At 58.7% G+C, this 16,551-nt stretch carries 17 protein-coding genes; 5 read left to right on the top strand and 12 right to left on the bottom strand.

What is annotated here, in order from left to right:
- Positions 1-9: 9 nt before the first annotated feature.
- Complete coding sequence (locus LOY55_RS27350; RefSeq protein WP_109787308.1) at positions 10-1,407, top strand: MFS transporter; 1,398 nt, start codon at positions 10-12, stop codon at positions 1,405-1,407.
- 9 nt (positions 1,408-1,416) lie between these two features.
- Positions 1,417-1,938 (top strand): single-stranded DNA-binding protein, encoded by a 522-nt coding sequence (locus LOY55_RS27345; protein WP_046028847.1) that lies wholly within the window; start codon positions 1,417-1,419, stop codon positions 1,936-1,938.
- Between the two features lie 74 nt (positions 1,939-2,012).
- On the opposite strand, the gene LOY55_RS27340 is transcribed toward LOY55_RS27345, so the two are convergent.
- From LOY55_RS27340 to LOY55_RS27290, 11 genes are all read right to left on the bottom strand, one after another.
- A complete protein-coding gene (locus LOY55_RS27340) occupies positions 2,013-4,217 on the bottom strand; it encodes an OsmC domain/YcaO domain-containing protein (RefSeq protein ID WP_223525632.1) in 2,205 nt (734 codons plus the stop codon).
- 158 nt (positions 4,218-4,375) lie between these two features.
- The gene (locus tag LOY55_RS27335) at positions 4,376-5,533 is read right to left on the bottom strand and encodes a glutathionylspermidine synthase family protein (RefSeq protein WP_223525631.1); all 1,158 of its coding nucleotides are present in this window, start codon (positions 5,531-5,533) and stop codon (positions 4,376-4,378) included.
- A gap of 12 nt (positions 5,534-5,545) precedes the next feature.
- A complete protein-coding gene (locus LOY55_RS27330) occupies positions 5,546-6,265 on the bottom strand; it encodes a DUF1190 domain-containing protein (RefSeq protein WP_046028842.1) in 720 nt (239 codons plus the stop codon).
- Positions 6,266-6,284: 19 nt separating this feature from the next.
- Entirely contained in the window at positions 6,285-6,713 is a 429-nt protein-coding gene (locus tag LOY55_RS27325; protein WP_027924370.1) for a DUF350 domain-containing protein, read from the bottom strand.
- A 14-nt stretch (positions 6,714-6,727) separates the two neighbouring features.
- Positions 6,728-7,402, bottom strand: coding sequence for a DUF2491 family protein (locus LOY55_RS27320; protein WP_046028840.1), 675 nt, complete (start codon positions 7,400-7,402; stop codon positions 6,728-6,730).
- Positions 7,389-8,423 (bottom strand): ion channel, encoded by a 1,035-nt coding sequence (locus tag LOY55_RS27315; protein WP_046028838.1) that lies wholly within the window; start codon positions 8,421-8,423, stop codon positions 7,389-7,391. The genes LOY55_RS27320 and LOY55_RS27315 overlap by 14 nt, the downstream gene beginning before the upstream one ends.
- A gap of 71 nt (positions 8,424-8,494) precedes the next feature.
- Positions 8,495-9,058 (bottom strand): rhomboid family intramembrane serine protease, encoded by a 564-nt coding sequence (locus tag LOY55_RS27310; protein WP_109787313.1) that lies wholly within the window; start codon positions 9,056-9,058, stop codon positions 8,495-8,497.
- A 66-nt stretch (positions 9,059-9,124) separates the two neighbouring features.
- The gene (locus tag LOY55_RS27305) at positions 9,125-9,823 is read right to left on the bottom strand and encodes a PspA/IM30 family protein (protein ID WP_046028833.1); all 699 of its coding nucleotides are present in this window, start codon (positions 9,821-9,823) and stop codon (positions 9,125-9,127) included.
- Positions 9,824-9,844: 21 nt separating this feature from the next.
- Positions 9,845-10,426, bottom strand: a complete 582-nt coding sequence (locus LOY55_RS27300) for a YjfI family protein (RefSeq protein ID WP_175648965.1) — start codon at positions 10,424-10,426, stop codon at positions 9,845-9,847.
- Positions 10,427-10,676: 250 nt separating this feature from the next.
- A complete protein-coding gene (locus LOY55_RS27295; RefSeq protein WP_046028829.1) occupies positions 10,677-11,501 on the bottom strand; it encodes an alpha/beta fold hydrolase in 825 nt (274 codons plus the stop codon).
- A gap of 42 nt (positions 11,502-11,543) precedes the next feature.
- Entirely contained in the window at positions 11,544-12,098 is a 555-nt protein-coding gene (locus tag LOY55_RS27290; RefSeq protein WP_046028827.1) for a cysteine hydrolase family protein, read from the bottom strand.
- A gap of 102 nt (positions 12,099-12,200) precedes the next feature.
- On the opposite strand from LOY55_RS27290, the gene LOY55_RS27285 reads away from it, so the two are divergent.
- Positions 12,201-13,196 (top strand): GlxA family transcriptional regulator, encoded by a 996-nt coding sequence (locus LOY55_RS27285; RefSeq protein WP_046028825.1) that lies wholly within the window; start codon positions 12,201-12,203, stop codon positions 13,194-13,196.
- Between the two features lie 31 nt (positions 13,197-13,227).
- On the opposite strand, the gene LOY55_RS27280 is transcribed toward LOY55_RS27285, so the two are convergent.
- Positions 13,228-14,190 (bottom strand): IS110 family transposase, encoded by a 963-nt coding sequence (locus LOY55_RS27280; RefSeq protein ID WP_046031124.1) that lies wholly within the window; start codon positions 14,188-14,190, stop codon positions 13,228-13,230.
- A 466-nt stretch (positions 14,191-14,656) separates the two neighbouring features.
- Here LOY55_RS27280 and LOY55_RS27275 point away from each other — a divergent pair, with 466 nt between their 5' ends.
- Both LOY55_RS27275 and LOY55_RS27270 read left to right on the top strand, forming a co-directional pair.
- The gene (locus LOY55_RS27275; RefSeq protein ID WP_223525630.1) at positions 14,657-15,766 is read left to right on the top strand and encodes a DUF3182 family protein; all 1,110 of its coding nucleotides are present in this window, start codon (positions 14,657-14,659) and stop codon (positions 15,764-15,766) included.
- The gene (locus LOY55_RS27270) at positions 15,756-16,514 is read left to right on the top strand and encodes a S9 family peptidase (RefSeq protein WP_223525629.1); all 759 of its coding nucleotides are present in this window, start codon (positions 15,756-15,758) and stop codon (positions 16,512-16,514) included. The genes LOY55_RS27275 and LOY55_RS27270 overlap by 11 nt, the downstream gene beginning before the upstream one ends.
- Positions 16,515-16,551 lie beyond the last annotated feature (37 nt).

The raw sequence follows: 16,551 nt of genomic DNA, 5'->3' as shown, positions 1-16,551 counted from the left end.
GGTTTTTCCATGCACGATCCCCACAGCGAACGCATGAGTGGCAGTGAGACCCGCGCAGCAAGCGGTCTGGCCCTGGTGTTCGCATTCCGTATGCTTGGCATGTTCATGGTGTTGCCGGTACTGGCGACCTATGGGATGGATCTGGCAGGTGCAACACCGGCCCTCATCGGGCTGGCGATTGGCGCTTACGGCCTGACCCAGGCGATCTTTCAGATTCCATTCGGCATCATTTCCGACCGCATTGGCCGCCGCCCGGTGATTTACCTGGGGCTGATCGTCTTCGCGCTCGGCAGTGTGCTGGCGGCCAATGCCGATTCGATCTGGGGCGTCATCGCCGGACGAGTCCTGCAGGGCGCGGGGGCGATTTCTGCCGCCGTCATGGCCTTGCTGTCAGACCTGACCCGCGAGCAGCATCGGACCAAAGCCATGGCCATGATCGGCATGACGATCGGTTTGTCGTTCGCGGTCGCCATGGTCGTAGGACCGTTGCTGACCCGTGCCTTCGGCCTGTCCGGATTGTTCCTCGCCACGGGTGGCATGGCGCTGTTCGGTATCGTGATCGTGATGTTCATGGTGCCAAAGTCCACCGGCCCGTTGCAGCACCGAGAGTCGGGTGTCGCGCGTCAGGCGCTGTTACCGACGCTCAAACATCCGGACCTGTTGCGCCTGGACCTGGGCATTTTTGTGTTGCACGCGATGTTGATGTCGAGCTTCGTCGCGTTGCCTTTGGCGCTGGTTGAAAAAGCCGGTTTGCCTAAAGAGCAGCACTGGTGGGTCTACCTGACAGCTCTGCTGATTTCTTTCTTCGCCATGATCCCGTTCATTATCTACGGCGAGAAGAAACGCAAAATGAAACGAGTTTTATTGGGCGCAGTGCTGACGCTGATGCTCACTGAGCTATTCTTCTGGCAGTTCGGCGATAGCCTGCGGGCTCTGGTGATCGGGACGGTGGTGTTTTTCACCGCGTTCAATCTGCTGGAAGCTTCGTTGCCATCGCTGATCAGCAAGGTTTCACCAGCAGGCGGCAAGGGCACGGCGATGGGGGTTTATTCCACCAGCCAGTTCCTCGGTTCGGCACTGGGCGGTATCCTCGGCGGCTGGATGTTTCAGCATGGCGGTTTGTCGGTTGTATTCCTGGGATGTGCCGGGCTGGCTGCACTTTGGTTGGCCTTTGCTGTTACCATGCGTGAACCTCCCTATGTGACGAGCCTGCGCTTGCCGTTGTCGCCCGAAGCGATTCGTGAAGCTGGCCTGATCGAGCGCCTGAAGGCCGTTACAGGGGTTACCGATGCAATTGTCGTTGCCGATGAAGCCGCCATTTACATCAAATTGGACACAGAATTATTGGATCGCAACACGCTTGAGCGTCTGGTGAACAACCCGGCCGCGACAGCGTGCGAAGCCTAGGAGAACGCAATGGCCCGTGGGGTTAACAAAGTCATATTGGTCGGTACTTGCGGCCAGGATCCTGAAGTTCGTTACCTGCCAAATGGCAACGCCGTGACCAACCTGAGTCTGGCGACCAGCGAACAATGGACCGACAAGCAAACCGGTCAGAAGGTCGAGAAGACCGAATGGCACCGTGTGTCGATGTTCGGCAAGGTTGCCGAAATCGCCGGCGAATACCTGCGTAAAGGTTCGCAGGTATACATCGAAGGCAAGCTGCAGACCCGCGAGTGGGAAAAAGACGGTATCAAGCGTTACACCACTGAAATCGTGGTCGACATGCAAGGCACCATGCAACTGCTGGGCGGCCGTCCACAACAGGGCGACCAACAAGGTGGTGGCAACAACTACCAGCAATCCGCTCCGGCCCCACGCCAACAGGCACCACGTCCGCAGCAGTCGGCGCCACAACAGTCGCGTCCGGCTCCACAGCAAGCCGCACCGCAACCGGCTCCGGATTTCGACAGCTTTGATGACGATATCCCGTTCTGATCCGTAGCTTTTTCAGAACCGTAAACAAAAAAAGCGAAGCCATTGATCTGGCTTCGCTTTTTTTGTGGGCGCTGTTAACGGGATAACGTGGTCACATTGGCCCGCGCCGAGTGCAGTTTCTTGTAGCTATCGATCAACCGCAGGTGCCTGTCGAGCCCCTCCAGTTTCATGCTGGTCGGCGTCAAGCCATGGAAACGCACGCTGCCGTCCACCGAGCCGATCGCTGCATCCGTGCGCTCGTTGCCAAACATCCGGCGGAAATTGGCCTCGTAGTCTTCCAGTTCCAGGTCTTCGTCCAGCTTCATTTCCAGCACCACATTGACGGCCTGGTAGAACAAGCCGCGCTCAACCGTGTTGTCGTTGTACTGCAGGAACATTTCCACTGCCTCTTTCGCCTCTTCGAATTGCTGCAAGGCGAGATAAATCAGCAGCTTCAACTCAAGAATCGTCAGTTGGCCCCACGCCGTGTTGTCGTCAAATTCGATGCCGATCAAGCTGGTGATGTCGGTGTAGTCGTCCAGCTCACTTTCCACCAGACGCTCAACCAGCGATTGCAGTTCTTCTTCGTCCAGACGATGCAGGTTGAGGATATCGGCGCGGAAGAACAGCGCTTTGTTGGTGTTATCCCAGATCAGATCGTCCACGGGATAGATTTCCGAGTAGTCCGGCACCAGGATGCGGCACGCCTTGGCGCCGATGTGCTCGTAGACCGCCATGTACACTTGCTTGCCCATGCCTTCGAGAATGCCGAACAGGGTCGCGGCTTCCTCGGCATTCGAGTTTTCACCCTGGCCGGAGAAGTCCCACTCCACGAATTCGTAGTCTGATTTGGCACTGAAGAAGCGCCACGACACCACGCCGCTGGAGTCGATGAAGTGCTCGACGAAGTTATTCGGCTCGGTCACCGCATGACCTTCAAACGTCGGCTGAGGCAGATCGTTGAGGCCTTCGAAGCTACGGCCCTGCAACAATTCGGTCAGGCTGCGCTCCAGTGCCACTTCCAGGCTTGGGTGCGCGCCGAACGAGGCGAACACACCGCCGGTGCGCGGGTTCATCAGCGTGACGCACATCACCGGGAATTCGCCGCCCAGGGACGCATCCTTCACCAGCACGGGGAACCCTTGCTCTTCCAGCGCCTGAATCCCGGCGAGAATCCCCGGGTACTTCGCCAACACATCGGCTGGCACATCCGGCAGGGCAAACTCACCTTCGATGATTTCGCGTTTGACCGCGCGTTCGAAGATCTCCGACAGGCACTGCACCTGGGCTTCGGCCAGCGTGTTGCCGGCGCTCATGCCATTGCTGAGGAACAGGTTTTCAATCAGGTTGGACGGGAAATACACCACCTCGCCGTCCGACTGACGCACGAATGGCAGCGAGCAAATGCCACGCTCTTCATTGCCCGAGTTGGTGTCGATCAGATGGGAACCACGCAGCTCGCCGTCCCGGTTGTAAATTTTCAGGCAGTGTTCGTCGAGAATTTCAGTCGGCAGCGCATCTTTGCGACCAGGCTTGAACCAGCGTTCGTCCGGGTAATGCACAAACGGCGCGTTGGCGATGTCTTCGCCCCAGAACTGGTCGTTGTAGAAGAAGTTGCAGTTGAGTCGCTCGATAAACTCGCCCAGCGCCGACGCCAACGCGCCTTCTTTGGTCGTGCCCTTGCCATTGGTGAAACACATTGGCGAGTGCGCATCGCGGATGTGCAGCGACCACACGTTGGGAACGATATTGCGCCACGAAGCGATTTCAATCTTCATGCCCAGGTCAGCGAGGATGGCCGACATGTTGGCGATGGTCTGCTCCAGCGGCAGGTCCTTGCCGGCAATATAAGTGCTCGCCTCTGAGTTAGAAGCAGGCATCAGCAACGCCTGGGCATCGGCGTCGAGGTTTTCCACTTCTTCGATCACAAACTCAGGCCCGGCTTGCACCACTTTTTTCACGGTGCAACGGTCGATGGAGCGCAGGATGCCCTGGCGGTCCTTGTCGGAGATGTCTGCCGGCAACTCGACCTGAATCTTGAAAATCTGGTTGTAGCGGTTTTCCGGATCAACAATGTTGTTCTGCGACAGGCGGATGTTATCGGTGGGAATACTGCGAGTGTCGCAGTACAACTTCACGAAATAAGCCGCACACAACGCCGACGAAGCCAGAAAGTAATCGAACGGACCCGGTGCCGAGCCATCGCCCTTGTAGCGAATAGGCTGGTCGGCCACCACCGTGAAGTCATCGAACTTTGCTTCAAGCCGAAGGTTGTCGAGAAAGTTGACCTTGATTTCCATGGGGGATTACCAGAATAACGGGCTAGACGAATTGGCCGCCATTATCCGGCTTTTCGGGCGTAAGTCTTGTCGTTGTCTCGTCTTGACCTTGGTTTAGCCCTGTTTTCACCCGAACGCCCGATGCACGGCACCGGGGTTTCTTATGCACGACGTATTGCTCAGTCGAGTATCAGGTGCGGCAAAAACCGGCTCGAATCCTTGGTGATCAAACTGTTGTCTTCCCGCACGCCAATACCGGCGGCCTGATCGCCAATCACCCAAGAGCCAATCAGCGTATAGCTGTCGCCAAACTTCGGCAGCGGGGCGAACTCCTGGAGGATAAACGGCGCATCCGTGTAGGGCCCATCTTCTTTGACGATCAGGCCATCGGCCGTTTGCAGCTCGATGTTGGCGCCTTCACGGGAGAAGAACGGTTTACGCACCCAGCCCTTGGGCACCGCTTTGTTCGGATCCGTGTCCAGGTGAGCGGCGAGCAGGTTCGGGTGACCTTTGTTGAACTCCCACAGCAACGGCAGGATGCCCTTGTTGGAGATGGTGGATTTCCACGCCGGCTCGAAAAACTGGGTGTCACTCTGGGTAATCGCGGCGCCGAAGGGCTCGTGGAAAATGAATTCCCAGGCATGCAGCTTGAACAAGTGCGGGATCCAGCGATCTTCGAGATCGACGAATCGTCCGTCGCTGGTGAGGCCGATGTCTTCGATATCGATGTGCCGGGATTCTATGCCGACCTTTTCCGCGACCAGTCGCAAATAGTCGGTGGTGCCCTTGTCTTCGACCGAGTGTTTCATCGAGGCGAAATAGAAGGGCTGTTTGAGCTGCAGTTGAGCAAAGGCCTGATGGAGTTTGGTGTCGATGCTATTGAACTGGTCGGCATGCTTGGGCAGCAAGCCGCGTTCGATGCATTGCTCCAGCCAGCCCCATTGAAACGCCGCCGCCTCATACAAGCTGGTCGGCGTGTCGTAGTTGAGTTCCAGCAACTTGGCCGGCCCGGTGCCGTTGTAGGAGAAGTCCATGCGCCCATACAGGTGCGGGTGACCTTCAAGCCATGATGTGCGAATCATGTCGTAGAACGCCGACGGAATACTCAGGCGTTCCAGCAACTCCTCGCTCTGAACCACGCGGGCCACCAGGTCCATGCACATCTCATGGATCTCGGTGGTCGGGTCCTCCAGATCGTTTTCGATTTGCTTGAGCGTGAACTGGTAATACGCGCTCTCGTCCCAATAGGGTTCGCCATCGATGGTGTGAAACAGAAAGCCGAGACCTTCGGCGGTCTGTTTCCAGTCATGACGCTCTGCGCAATGGATCTTCTTCATGGCCCGGTTTCCTTAACTGCTCGACCCGCCGCCCCAGCCGCTGCGTGCGCTGGCCTTGCTGCCGAAACCGCCACGCGACGTCGACGAGGCAACGGAAGAAACCGGCTTGCTTGCCGATTTGCTGATGGTGTTGCTGTAGCTGCCGCTGCCGCCGTACTTCGCCTGGTTGGACCGGTTGAACGTCGAACCGTTGGCGATGCGTTGGTTGAGGGTTGAGGAGCCATAGTTGCCGCGATCATCGCGGTAGCGGTAGACCGGTTGGGAGTAATAGCTGTTGCGGTTGTTGCTCAGCATGTTGCCGATCAACAGCCCGGTCAGCAGGCTGCTGGTGGAAAACCCCGAGCCGCCGGTGTTGGCTTCCGAGGCCGGCAGTTGTGCCTTGGCGGCGTCCACCTGGGATTGCGTCACCTGGCCATCAGCGGTCAGCTCGAAGCCGCCCAGCCTGGGGATGAACTTGCCGGTCGAGTCCTGCTGGCACCAGTCGGCGACAAAATCGGCATCGCAATCGGCCTGGTTGTCGTACACCGGGGCAATGCGACGATGCTCGGCCATGGCGCTCATGTAGGCATCGGAGCAGACGTCCACCGGGAGTTTTTCATCGGCGCATTGCTGGACGGACTGGAAGTTGTACTTCTTCTGCACCGCATAGGTTTTTTCCGTTGGCCCGCAACCGGATATCGCCATGGCGACCGATGCGGCCAGCGAGAGCTGAACGTACTTGCTTCGTTTCATCGAAATCTCCGCTGCGCGATCAGTTCTGGGAAGGGGTCATGCACGCGGCGTTGAGCATGCCGACGCTGATGGCCACTGCCGCCACATAAATGCCCGCGGCGATTTCACCTTTTTTGATGCGCTCCGAGGTGCCTTTGAGTACCAGGCTGGTCATCAAGAACGCCAGCAGTTGCACGAATGCGGCGATGACGGCCCAGACAACGAAGTCGAGCAGGCTGATCGAATAGGCAATCACATTGCTGGCCGGGATGGCGAAACCAATGATGGCACCACCGAGGGCGATGGCGGCCGCCACGTTGCCCGAGCGGATCAGTTCGAACTCTTTGTGCGGCGTGATGCGGGTGTAGATGAACTGGAACAGCGCGAACAACACAGCGGCGCCGAGGATGTACGAAACAAACCCGAGCACAGCCGCCGGGTTCAGAGAGATGGAGAGTGCTTCTAGCATGGACGTCTTCCTTGTTAAAAAGTGTTCAGGTCGGTGGTGTACAGCGAGACACCCAGCGACGTGCTCAAACTGATGGTGCCTTCAGCGTCTTCTTCGACGGAGAACAGCAGGAATTCCCGGCGATCGGTCAGGCCGGTTTCGCGGGCGTACAGCATTGAACGGTGCTCGATGCTGTAGGCGTCCTCCGGGTTTTTCAGCTGTTCGCTCAGCGCCACCAATTCGGTCTGGCCATTCTCGGTGCCCCATTCGCGGGTGTATTCGACGCCGTTGTGGGTGTAGGTCGGCAAGCCGATCAGGCTTTGCGGGCCGGCCAGTCGGCGCAATTCCGCCTCGCTGCTGATGGTGATGTAGCTGAGGTAGTTGAACAGGATCACCGACTCGACCTGCCCGGCGATATCGCCGGTGGTGTGCACCTGCAGCCAGTATTCTTCGTCGTTCATGTAGTAGCGCGAGAGCCAGGTAGACTGCCCGAGATCGATGGTGCCGTTGCTCCAGATCTGCTGGGAACCCGGAATCGTCACGGTGGTGTTGCCGTCGAGCAACAATTTCAGGCTGGTGTCGAACATCACACCTTTGCCCAACCCCAGGCCCAGTGGGCCCGCTGCCGGCAGGGTTTCACTGGCGGTCCATTTCGAATCGGTATTCGCGTTCGGGGCCTCAAGCCCCATCAACTGTTTAAACCATCCCATGGGAGATCTCCTTGAGGCGAGTGGAGGCGATGTAGAAGAGTTCGCCGCCCTCAACGCGTGTCGCGTTGGGCGGGTTGATCGAAGGGTGTTGGGCGCCTTTGGCGCGATAGCCGATGAGGGTGGCGTTATGGCGTTCTTTCATCTGCGCGTACAAGTCACCAAAGGTGGCCTCATACGTTTCGGGCAGTTTCATCAGGTATTGGGTGGCGCCTTCACCCACGCACAGCAACTCATTGATGACCATGGACGATCCCGGGTCCTGAGAGGCGCGCACCAGCATCTCGATGGCCATGCTTGAGGTGCATTCCAGGGTGGGGGCGTAGGCGCTGGCGAGTGCGGCGATTTCGCTTTCATTGAAATGCGCGACCACGTGCCCGATGGGGTTCAGTTGATTGACCGCCAGCACGGTGGCCAGGGTCAAATCGTCTGACGGGGTTCGCACCAGCACGCGCTCGGCACCCGGAACACCGGCGCGCAGTAATAACGCCGCCGAGGACAGGCTGTCACCTTTGATGAAGCTGGCCTTGCCCGGCATGGGGTTTTCTTCAAGGGTGCAATCGCAAATCACGATCAGGTTGTCGTTGGAGGTTTCGTCCTGCAACAACAATTCAATGACCCGTTCGCTGCACGCGCCTTCCCAGCCGATGAGAACCGTATGGCCGACCTTACCGGTGAAATCTCCTTTGCCCTTCATGCCTTTTCTCCATGCATCGATAACACTGCTGGTGGTTTTGCCAATCGCCGCTGTCAGCAGCGCAATGCCGCCGAGCATGACCCAGGTCGCCACGAAAATCCGCCCGGCCGAGGTCTGCGGCGCGAGGTCGCCATAGCCGACGGTCAGCGTGGTGGTGAGATAGAAGTAGGTAAACGTGGCGGGGGTGGTGAGCTGATGTTCGCCCAGCAACACCAGCCCCAGCCAGGCGGTGGTCAGGTGGATGCCCAACGCAATCACCAGGCCCGCCCAGCCGAAACGGTGGAACAGGGACGAGGCATACAGGCGTAATAAAAGGAATATCGACATTTCGTCCCTGACTCTGTGGGGCACGCGTTCCTGGCGAAGTCATCGCCTCGGTGTCGGTGTGCCCGAATGCGTTAACGGGCGGCATTAAACCTGCTGCGTGGTGCAGATAGAAGTACCTTGGCTGCAATAAAACCGGCGAATGCCCCGAACAGATGCCCTTCGAATGAAATGCCCCGACGAGGCAGGAAGCCAAAGACCAATCCGCCGTACAACAAGGCAACGAGGCCTGCCGTCATAACGTTGCCCCAGCTCTTCTGGAACCAGGCGCGCGACAGAATGTACGCCCACAGCCCGAAAACCCAACCGCTGGCGCCAATGTGTACGCCGGTAAAACCGAACAGCCAGACCAGCGAGCCGCCCAGCAGAATAATGATGGCGCTGACGGCCATGAACCGATTGAGCCCATCGACGATCACCAGCGTACCCAGTACCAAAAAGGCAATCAGGTTGGCGCTCAGGTGCGAGAAGGACGCGTGCAAAAAAGGTGAAGTGACGATGCCCATCAGTCCATGCACGGTTCTGGGAACCAGGCCGAACGCCATAAGGCTGTAACCGGTGGCGAAATTGATCACTTGCAGCGCGACCATGACGATGGCCAGGCCGGCGATAATCTTGAAACCCTTCAGGGTGTCCATCGTTGCCCTCGACTCAAAAAAAGAAGGGCAATCAATGCCCTTCTTTTCGGGGTGTTGCCGGGTCGATTACTCGGCCGACTTTTGCTTCAGGCGTTCCAGGATCGCGTTGGCGCTGCCTTCGTTCGGCGTGATGCCGGCTTCGCGCAGTTTGCGTTCCAGATCGGTGCCAGTCGAGGCGTCGGCCAGTTGGTCCTGTGCTTCCAGTTCTGCAGCGCGTTGCTGCTGCTTGGCCTGCAAACGGTTCAGGGTGCCGACGGCGGTTTCCAGCTTGCCGTTGGCGCCGCCGCTGGCGATGGAGGCGCTGACCTGGGCTTTCTGCACGCTTTCGCGGGCCTTGGCCATGTCCACTTGCTGGCGCAGGCTCTTGATGCGGTTTTCGGCCTTGGTGATGTCTTTACGCATGTTGTCCGCGTAACCGCCGAATTCGGTGGCCTGCTTTTGCTCGACATCGAGTTCGTTGGTCAGGGTCGAAATCGCTTCGGCCACTTCCATCGCCAGGTCTTCGCGGTTGGCCTGGATCGCGGCCATGGCCTTGGATTCCAGGTCCTTGATTTTGGCGTGGTACTCGCTGACGCGGTCGGCCGACAGTTTGTGCTTGGCCATGATGGTGACCAGCTCGCGCTTGGCATTGGCCAGCGCGCTGTCAGCATCGCGAATTTCCTGGTCGAGGATGCGCAGGGCCTGTTGGTCGACGATTGCTTCGCCAACTTCGCTGGCACCGCCACGCAGCGCGGTGAACAGTTTGCTCCAGATGGACTGAGTCATTGGATCTTCCTTTCCTGATAATTACTTGAAGAAGCGTTCGAAGGCTTCGCTGGCACGCTGGACGTTGTCGACCAGGGTTTTCACCTCGGTCACCACGTTGGTCAGGCTGGAGTCGGAACTCAGCGCGCCGAACATGTTGTAAACGACCTGGCCGTTGGGCATGGACTCGATACCGATGGAGGACAGCGGGAACATTTCCCGGCTGCGCAACACGGCGTCGTTGAAGGCCGGCACGTCGTGGATGGATTCAACGTCGACCAGCACGGTATCCACGATGATCTGATCGCCCACCACCGCGATGTAAATCGGCAAGCCACCGAAATCGTTCATTTCCAGCTTGATGCTGGACTCGGAGCCTTGAACAAGGGAAAGGGTGATGTCGTTCGAAACCACTTCGTCGAGGGCCTTCAGGGCGTTGAAGAGGCTATCGATGTTCCAGTTGTTGCCTGCGCTCATGTAATTCTCCGACATGAATGAGCCAGCCAGAATCGGTTGGCGTAGCTGTTGCTCCATCTGCTTGAGCAAGCTTCGGTTTTCGGGAAGCACCCAAGTCTCGTGTTTCACATAACCGGCGGCTGCCAGGCCCGCGCGCATCTGCTTCATGTAGAAGCTCGATGGTTTTTTCGCGGACGGTTTCGAGCGCTCACCCTTGGGGCTCTTTGATGCAGCAGGCTCGACAGGCGAACCTGACGGGGAGCGGCTTTGCATGGCAGTGACTCCGTTGTGAACATCTCACGCGTGAGAAACCCTACGCCCAAAGCACAGCGTCTTCAATGGCTCACGCGTGAGTTTTTTCGGCCATACGCCAAAAGGCCCGCAGCATGGCGGGCCCTGTGGTATTTCAAAGTATTTCTCAGCCTTTGGCGAAGGCCAGCATGTCCGCGTTCACTTGCTCTTTATGGGTATCCGTCAGCCCATGCGGCGCTCCCGGATACACAATCAGCTCGGCATGCTCGATCAATCGCTTGCTCTCAAGCCCCGCCGCTTGAATCGGCACAATCTGGTCGTCATCGCCGTGGATGATCAAGGTCGGCACATCAAACTTTTTCAGGTCGTCACGGAAATCCGTTTCCGAGAAGGCCTTGATGCTGTCCAGGGTGTTCTTGTGACCGCCCATCATGCCTTGCATCCAGAACGAGTCGATCAACCCTTGCGATGACGTGGCGCCGGGGCGGTTGAAGCCAAAGAACGGCCCGCTGGCAACATCCTTGTAGAGCTGCGACCGGTCGGCGATAGACGCCGCACGGATGCCGTCAAACACTTCAATTGGCAGGCCTTTGGGATTGCTCTCGGTTTTCAGCATCAGCGGCGGTACGGCGGAAATCAGCCCGGCCTTGGCCAGACGGCGTGTGCCGTGGCGACCGATGTAGCGTGCAACTTCACCGCCGCCGGTAGAAAAGCCGAAAAGAATCACGTCCTTCAAATCCAGGTGTTCGATCAACTCGGCCAGGTCATCGGCATAGTGATCCATGTCGTTGCCGTCCCACGGCTGGCTCGACCGGCCATGGCCCCGACGATCATGCGCGATGGCACGGAAACCGTTGTTGGCGAAGTGCAGCATCTGCGATTCCCAACTGTCGGCGCTCAAAGGCCAGCCGTGGCTGAACACCACCGGTTGTCCGCTGCCCCAGTCCTTGTAGTAAAGGGTGTTGCCTTCGCGAGTCGTCAGAGTAGCCATGTCGATGATCTCCAATGAAGTACGTGAATCGGGCGTTTACATTTAGAAGCTGGCGGCGAGGAACTCGTCGGTGGACACTACCTTGGCGTAGGCAAAACCCAGCGCCGACATGAAGGCGGCGTGTACGTGGGCAGCCGGTACGGTCACACCGTTGAACTCCAGGTCCCGGGAGGCGCAGGCGTCGTGGATGACCGTGACAGCGTAGCCGAAGTCATTGGCGGCGCGAGTGATGCCGTCGACGCACATGTGGCTCATGCTGCCGACCACCACCAGCTCCTTGACCCCTTGCTCATCGAGGATCGATTTCAGGTCGGTTTCGCGGAACGAGTTGACGAAGTGCTTGAGGACCACCGGCTCATTGGCCTGGTTGAGGACCTTGGGGTGCAGCTTTGCGCCTTCGGAGCCCGGGGTGAAGAACGGTGCTTCTTCGGAGGTGAATTCGTGGCGGATGTGCACCACCGAATCACCGGCCTCACGAAACGCCTTGAGCAGGCGAACGGCGTTATCGGCAGCGGCGTCGGCGCCGACCAGCGGCCATTTGCCTTGTGGGAAGTAGTCGTTTTGGATATCAACTACGATGAGTGCTTGCTTGGCCATGACTGTTTCCTCGAAGTGCTTGTTGGGTGTGGGATGAAGTATTGGGTTTAGCAGGCCGTCCGAGGATTGGCCGCACCGACAATAGAAGGGGGAAAACTGACAATGGATGCAAAAAGGGCAATCGCCGAGCTGGGCGTGCTGATTTATCCCGGTGCGCAGATGGCGGCGGTGCATGGGCTGACGGATTTGTTCGACGTGGCCAACCGGATCGCCACCGAGCATCAGTCTGCGCAGTTGCCGCTGCTGCGAGTCAGCCATTGGCGGATAGAGGGCGATCAGGCGCCCGTTCGGGTCTACGACAGTCATCCCGCGCCGGACTCGGCCTTGGTGGCTGTGTTGATCCCGCCGTCGATTGCCAGTTTTTACGCAGGCCAGGTGCCGCCGGCATTGCTCGACTGGGTTCGCCAGCAACACGCGGGCGGCGCGACGCTCGGAGGCGTCTGCGTAGGCTCCATTCTATTGGCCGAAAGCGGCCTGCTCGACGGCCGCAGCGCCACCACGCACTGGACCTCGGCCAAAGGCTTCGCGGAGCGTTACCCAGCGATCAAACTCAAGGCTGACACGCCCATCGTCGATGACGGCGACCTGATTACCACGGCCGGACTGATGGCCTGGTCCGAGTTGGGGTTGCGCCTGGTCGACCGTTTGCTGGGGCCGAGTATTGCGACCGGCACGGCGCGGTTTCTGGTGGTGGAACACAGCGACAGTGCCAGCGAATGCGGGAGCAACTTTTCACCGATTCTCAGTCATGGCGATGCGTCGATTCTCAAGGTCCAGCATTGGCTGCAAAGCACCGGCGCGACCGATGTGTCACTGACGGCCATGGCTGAGCGGGCGGGACTGGAAGAGCGCACGTTCCTGCGCCGATTCCGCGCAGCCACCGGGCTCAAGCCAACCGAGTATTGCCAGCACCTGCGGGTCGGCAAGGCCCGGGAGATGCTCGAGTTCACCAACGGCACCATCGATCACATCGCCTGGACCGTGGGTTATCAGGACCCCGGTGCGTTTCGCTCGACCTTCAAGAAGATCACCGGGCTGGCGCCGAGCGATTACCGGACACGGTTTGGTGTCTCACCGACGGCAGCAACCCCACGGTAGCCAGATCATTACATTGCCCATGTGGGAGATTCTATGTTGCAGGGGAACCCTGCAGCCTTAAATTTGGCTGGTATTCGCTCTGGTTTTTCATGAGAGCGAATGCCACCCGGCATAGCTTGCGGGCGAGGATCACCAGGGCTTGGGTTTTTGCCAAGCCTCTGACGAGATAGGACTCATAGTACGGTTTCCAGGTGGCAGACCGACAAGCCGCCATCGCCGCGTTGTGAGCCAGGCGCCGCAGCTCCGTATCGCCTTTTTTGGACAGGTGGCGAGGGCTGTTCTTCTTGCCTGAATCCTTTGCTCGCAAGTCCATCCCCAAAAAAGCAATGAATGCATCGCCGTTGGCGAAGTGACCGCGCATGAATGCGGTCGCCAAGCCCATAGCCGTAAGCTCACCGATCCCCTCAATGGCTTTGCAGCGCTTGATGTTTTCGGTGATGCCTGCCTTTTTGCTGACTTTGTGCAGTAATTTCTGGATGGCTTGCTCCGCTTGTTTGAAGGACTTCAATTGCCGGGCCAATTCATCCTTCAGAAGCGGTTCACCTGACCAACTCAGCGTCATGCCCACACGCACATTGATAAGCTCTGCGCGTCTATGAAGCAGACTTTTCAACACCTTGTAGGCCTGCGGAGGTGGACTCCAGAGGCGCAGTCGATCCTGCTCGCTAGACAGGTAACGCGCGAGCAGGCGCGCATCACAAGGGTCGGTTTTCGCCCGTTGGCCAATGCTTTCGCGGTAGTGGCTCAGACGATAAGCATCCACAACGTAAACCCGGTGTCCCATTTCATGGGCCAGTTCGACCGTGTCCAAGTGGTAAATGCTGGTGGCTTCCAAAGCAATTGAGCTTTGCGCAGGCAGAGCTTTGAGCCAACGCCCAAGAGTCTCTCGGTCGTTGTTGATGTGTTGAGTGGTTTGCATGTCTTCGCGGTAAGCGACGATTTCGGCCTTGGCTACATCGATACCGATTACCGTTGGCGAGGTAAGGATTGTCATGACGAATCCTCGGAGCTAGGGTTTAAGGGCTTGTCGGGGTTTACCCTTGCGCTGGCTTGCCTCTATCGTCGGTTTTACCGATGAATTCCTTATCGGCGCTTCGGGTAGAAGGGGCGGGACGAGAAGTCTCCCACGGTCCGTACTGGCTAGAGTCGGAATCGAGCTTTTAGTCCCGCCCACCCCTTCAAGTCTAAACATACAAGCCGAGCTTGCTCGCGATTGCGCCATAACATTCAACAATGATGTGTCTGATACATCGCCATCGCGAGCAAGCTCGGCTCCCACAGGATCATGCGCCAGGTATGAGTCGTGCAAAATGCAGGCTGTCGTGCAGAATAAAACAGGCCTGGTGCCATTACGCTTTGCGCAACTATCTGATTTAAAAGTTGTTGGCGGCGCCCGCCGCTTGGCCTGATCTCTGCACCTCTCCCTATACACTCATCAAGCGACGATTGAAGGGGGACGCATGACCCCAACAAACCGCAGGAAACTGGTGGTCGCCCATTCCGTGCACCCGGATGCACCCTTGCACGAAGTTGAAACCAATCGTGCACTGGCCCGTTGGCTGGCGCAGATTCTGGGCCTCAAGTACGGGGGCAGTTTCGATCGGGAACTGCACAACGGTCGTGACCTGTATCTGCTGCCGACGCAAACCCTGGTCGGCACCGATGCCGCCCGGCAAGTCGGCGTCAAAGGGCCGCAAGATTTGTGGGGCGGTTACGTCGATCACGATTTCATCTGCACCAAAGCCATCAGCCACGGCTTGCTCAATAAAAATGCCTACGCCCCGCCAGGTTGGTCACCGCTGTTTTCCGAGCGCGTGCGCAGCGTGGTGCTGGACGGCCTCAGCGTGTTCTCGTTCGACGATGCGCGGCCCGCCGCCGAACACTTGCTCCACAACGGCCCGATCCGCCTCAAGCCTGTACATGCCTGCGCCGGACGTGGCCAGGAGGTGATCGAAAGCCTCGACCAGTTCGACGAAGTTCTTGCCCGGCCCGATGCCAGCAAGTTGTTCACAGAAGGTGTGGTGCTGGAACAGGATCTGGACAACGTGATCACCCACAGCGTCGGCCAGAGTTTCATCGGCAACACCGTGCTGAGTTACTGCGGTGATCAATACTTGACTGAGGATGCTCAAGGCGAGCAGGTGTATGGCGGTTCCAACCTGTTGGTGGTGCCGGGTGACTACGAGGACTTGCTCAAGCTGCCGTTGCCTGACGATGTGCGGTTGGCGATCCGGCAGGCGCAGGTGTTCGACCGCGCTGCGGACGAGGCCTATCCCGGTTTCTACGCCTCACGGCGCAACTACGACATCGCCCAGGGCCTGGACTGTAACGGCCAACAACGCAGCGGCGTGTTGGAGCAATCCTGGCGCATGGGCGGCGCCAGCAGCGCGGAAGTGGCGGCGTTGCAGAGCTTCGTCAACGATCCGGGGATGCGCGCGATTCGCGTGTCGTCTGTCGAAACCTACATCGATCAGCCGCTGCCTGCGGACGCCATCGAGGTGTATCGCGGGCCAGCGCAAACCAGTGACTTTCTACTCAAGTACGTAACGGTCAAATCCTATGACGGCTAGAAGCGAAACCATTCAGATCGACATCGACGATGAACAGATGAGCGGGACTTTTCTGAGCCCCAAGTCGAAGGTTCCCGGCGTGCTGTTTGTGCACGGTTGGGGCGGCAGCCAGGAACGGGACCTGGAACGGGCCAAAGGCATCGCGGGCCTGGGGTGTGTGTGCCTGACGTTCGACTTGCGCGGCCACACCGGGGGCACCGGTATTCCGCTGACGCGCGTCACCCGCGAAGACAACTTGCGCGACCTGTTGGCGGCGTATGACCGCCTGCTCGCGCACCCGGCGCTCGATACGTCGGCCATCGCTGTGGTGGGTACCAGTTATGGCGGTTACCTGGCTGCGATCCTGACGTCGTTGCGACCGGTGCGCTGGCTGGCGCTACGGGTGCCGGCGCTGTATCGCGACGATCAATGGCACACGCCCAAACGTGACCTGGACAAGACCGACCTGCGTGATTATCGCGGCACCCTGATTCGCGCCGACAGCAACCGCGCGCTGCATGCCTGTTCGCAATTCACCGGTGATGTGCTGCTGGTGGAGTCCGAGACGGACGACTATGTGCCGCACGCGACCATCATGAGTTACCGCGCGGCCTGTCAGCAGACTCATTCGCTGACCCACCGGATTATCGACGGCGCCGATCACGCCTTGAGCGAGCCCGTTTCACAGCAGGCGTACACCTCGATCCTGGTGGACTGGATTACCGAAATGGTGGTGGGCGAACGGTTGAGCATTATTCAGTCCCGCTGAAAAATCTTCGGTGTTTTGGAGACCATCGCGGGCAAGC

This window comes from Pseudomonas sp. B21-040 (genome assembly GCF_024748695.1).
GTDB lineage: Bacteria > Pseudomonadota > Gammaproteobacteria > Pseudomonadales > Pseudomonadaceae > Aquipseudomonas.
This window is presented reverse-complemented; position numbering and strand designations above follow the sequence as displayed.

Bases quoted from the DNA above. Each gene is read 5' to 3' on its own strand.
- LOY55_RS27350 (WP_109787308.1), top strand. From the start codon at position 10: ATGCACGATCCCCACAGCGAACGCATGAGTGGCAGTGAGACCCGCGCA.
- LOY55_RS27345 (WP_046028847.1), top strand. From the start codon at position 1,417: ATGGCCCGTGGGGTTAACAAAGTCATATTGGTCGGTACTTGCGGCCAG.
- LOY55_RS27340 (WP_223525632.1), bottom strand. From the start codon at position 4,217: ATGGAAATCAAGGTCAACTTTCTCGACAACCTTCGGCTTGAAGCAAAG.
- LOY55_RS27335 (WP_223525631.1), bottom strand. From the start codon at position 5,533: ATGAAGAAGATCCATTGCGCAGAGCGTCATGACTGGAAACAGACCGCC.
- LOY55_RS27330 (WP_046028842.1), bottom strand. From the start codon at position 6,265: ATGAAACGAAGCAAGTACGTTCAGCTCTCGCTGGCCGCATCGGTCGCC.
- LOY55_RS27325 (WP_027924370.1), bottom strand. From the start codon at position 6,713: ATGCTAGAAGCACTCTCCATCTCTCTGAACCCGGCGGCTGTGCTCGGG.
- LOY55_RS27320 (WP_046028840.1), bottom strand. From the start codon at position 7,402: ATGGGATGGTTTAAACAGTTGATGGGGCTTGAGGCCCCGAACGCGAAT.
- LOY55_RS27315 (WP_046028838.1), bottom strand. From the start codon at position 8,423: ATGTCGATATTCCTTTTATTACGCCTGTATGCCTCGTCCCTGTTCCAC.
- LOY55_RS27310 (WP_109787313.1), bottom strand. From the start codon at position 9,058: ATGGACACCCTGAAGGGTTTCAAGATTATCGCCGGCCTGGCCATCGTC.
- LOY55_RS27305 (WP_046028833.1), bottom strand. From the start codon at position 9,823: ATGACTCAGTCCATCTGGAGCAAACTGTTCACCGCGCTGCGTGGCGGT.
- LOY55_RS27300 (WP_175648965.1), bottom strand. From the start codon at position 10,426: ATGAAGCAGATGCGCGCGGGCCTGGCAGCCGCCGGTTATGTGAAACAC.
- LOY55_RS27295 (WP_046028829.1), bottom strand. From the start codon at position 11,501: ATGGCTACTCTGACGACTCGCGAAGGCAACACCCTTTACTACAAGGAC.
- LOY55_RS27290 (WP_046028827.1), bottom strand. From the start codon at position 12,098: ATGGCCAAGCAAGCACTCATCGTAGTTGATATCCAAAACGACTACTTC.
- LOY55_RS27285 (WP_046028825.1), top strand. From the start codon at position 12,201: ATGGATGCAAAAAGGGCAATCGCCGAGCTGGGCGTGCTGATTTATCCC.
- LOY55_RS27280 (WP_046031124.1), bottom strand. From the start codon at position 14,190: ATGACAATCCTTACCTCGCCAACGGTAATCGGTATCGATGTAGCCAAG.
- LOY55_RS27275 (WP_223525630.1), top strand. From the start codon at position 14,657: ATGACCCCAACAAACCGCAGGAAACTGGTGGTCGCCCATTCCGTGCAC.
- LOY55_RS27270 (WP_223525629.1), top strand. From the start codon at position 15,756: ATGACGGCTAGAAGCGAAACCATTCAGATCGACATCGACGATGAACAG.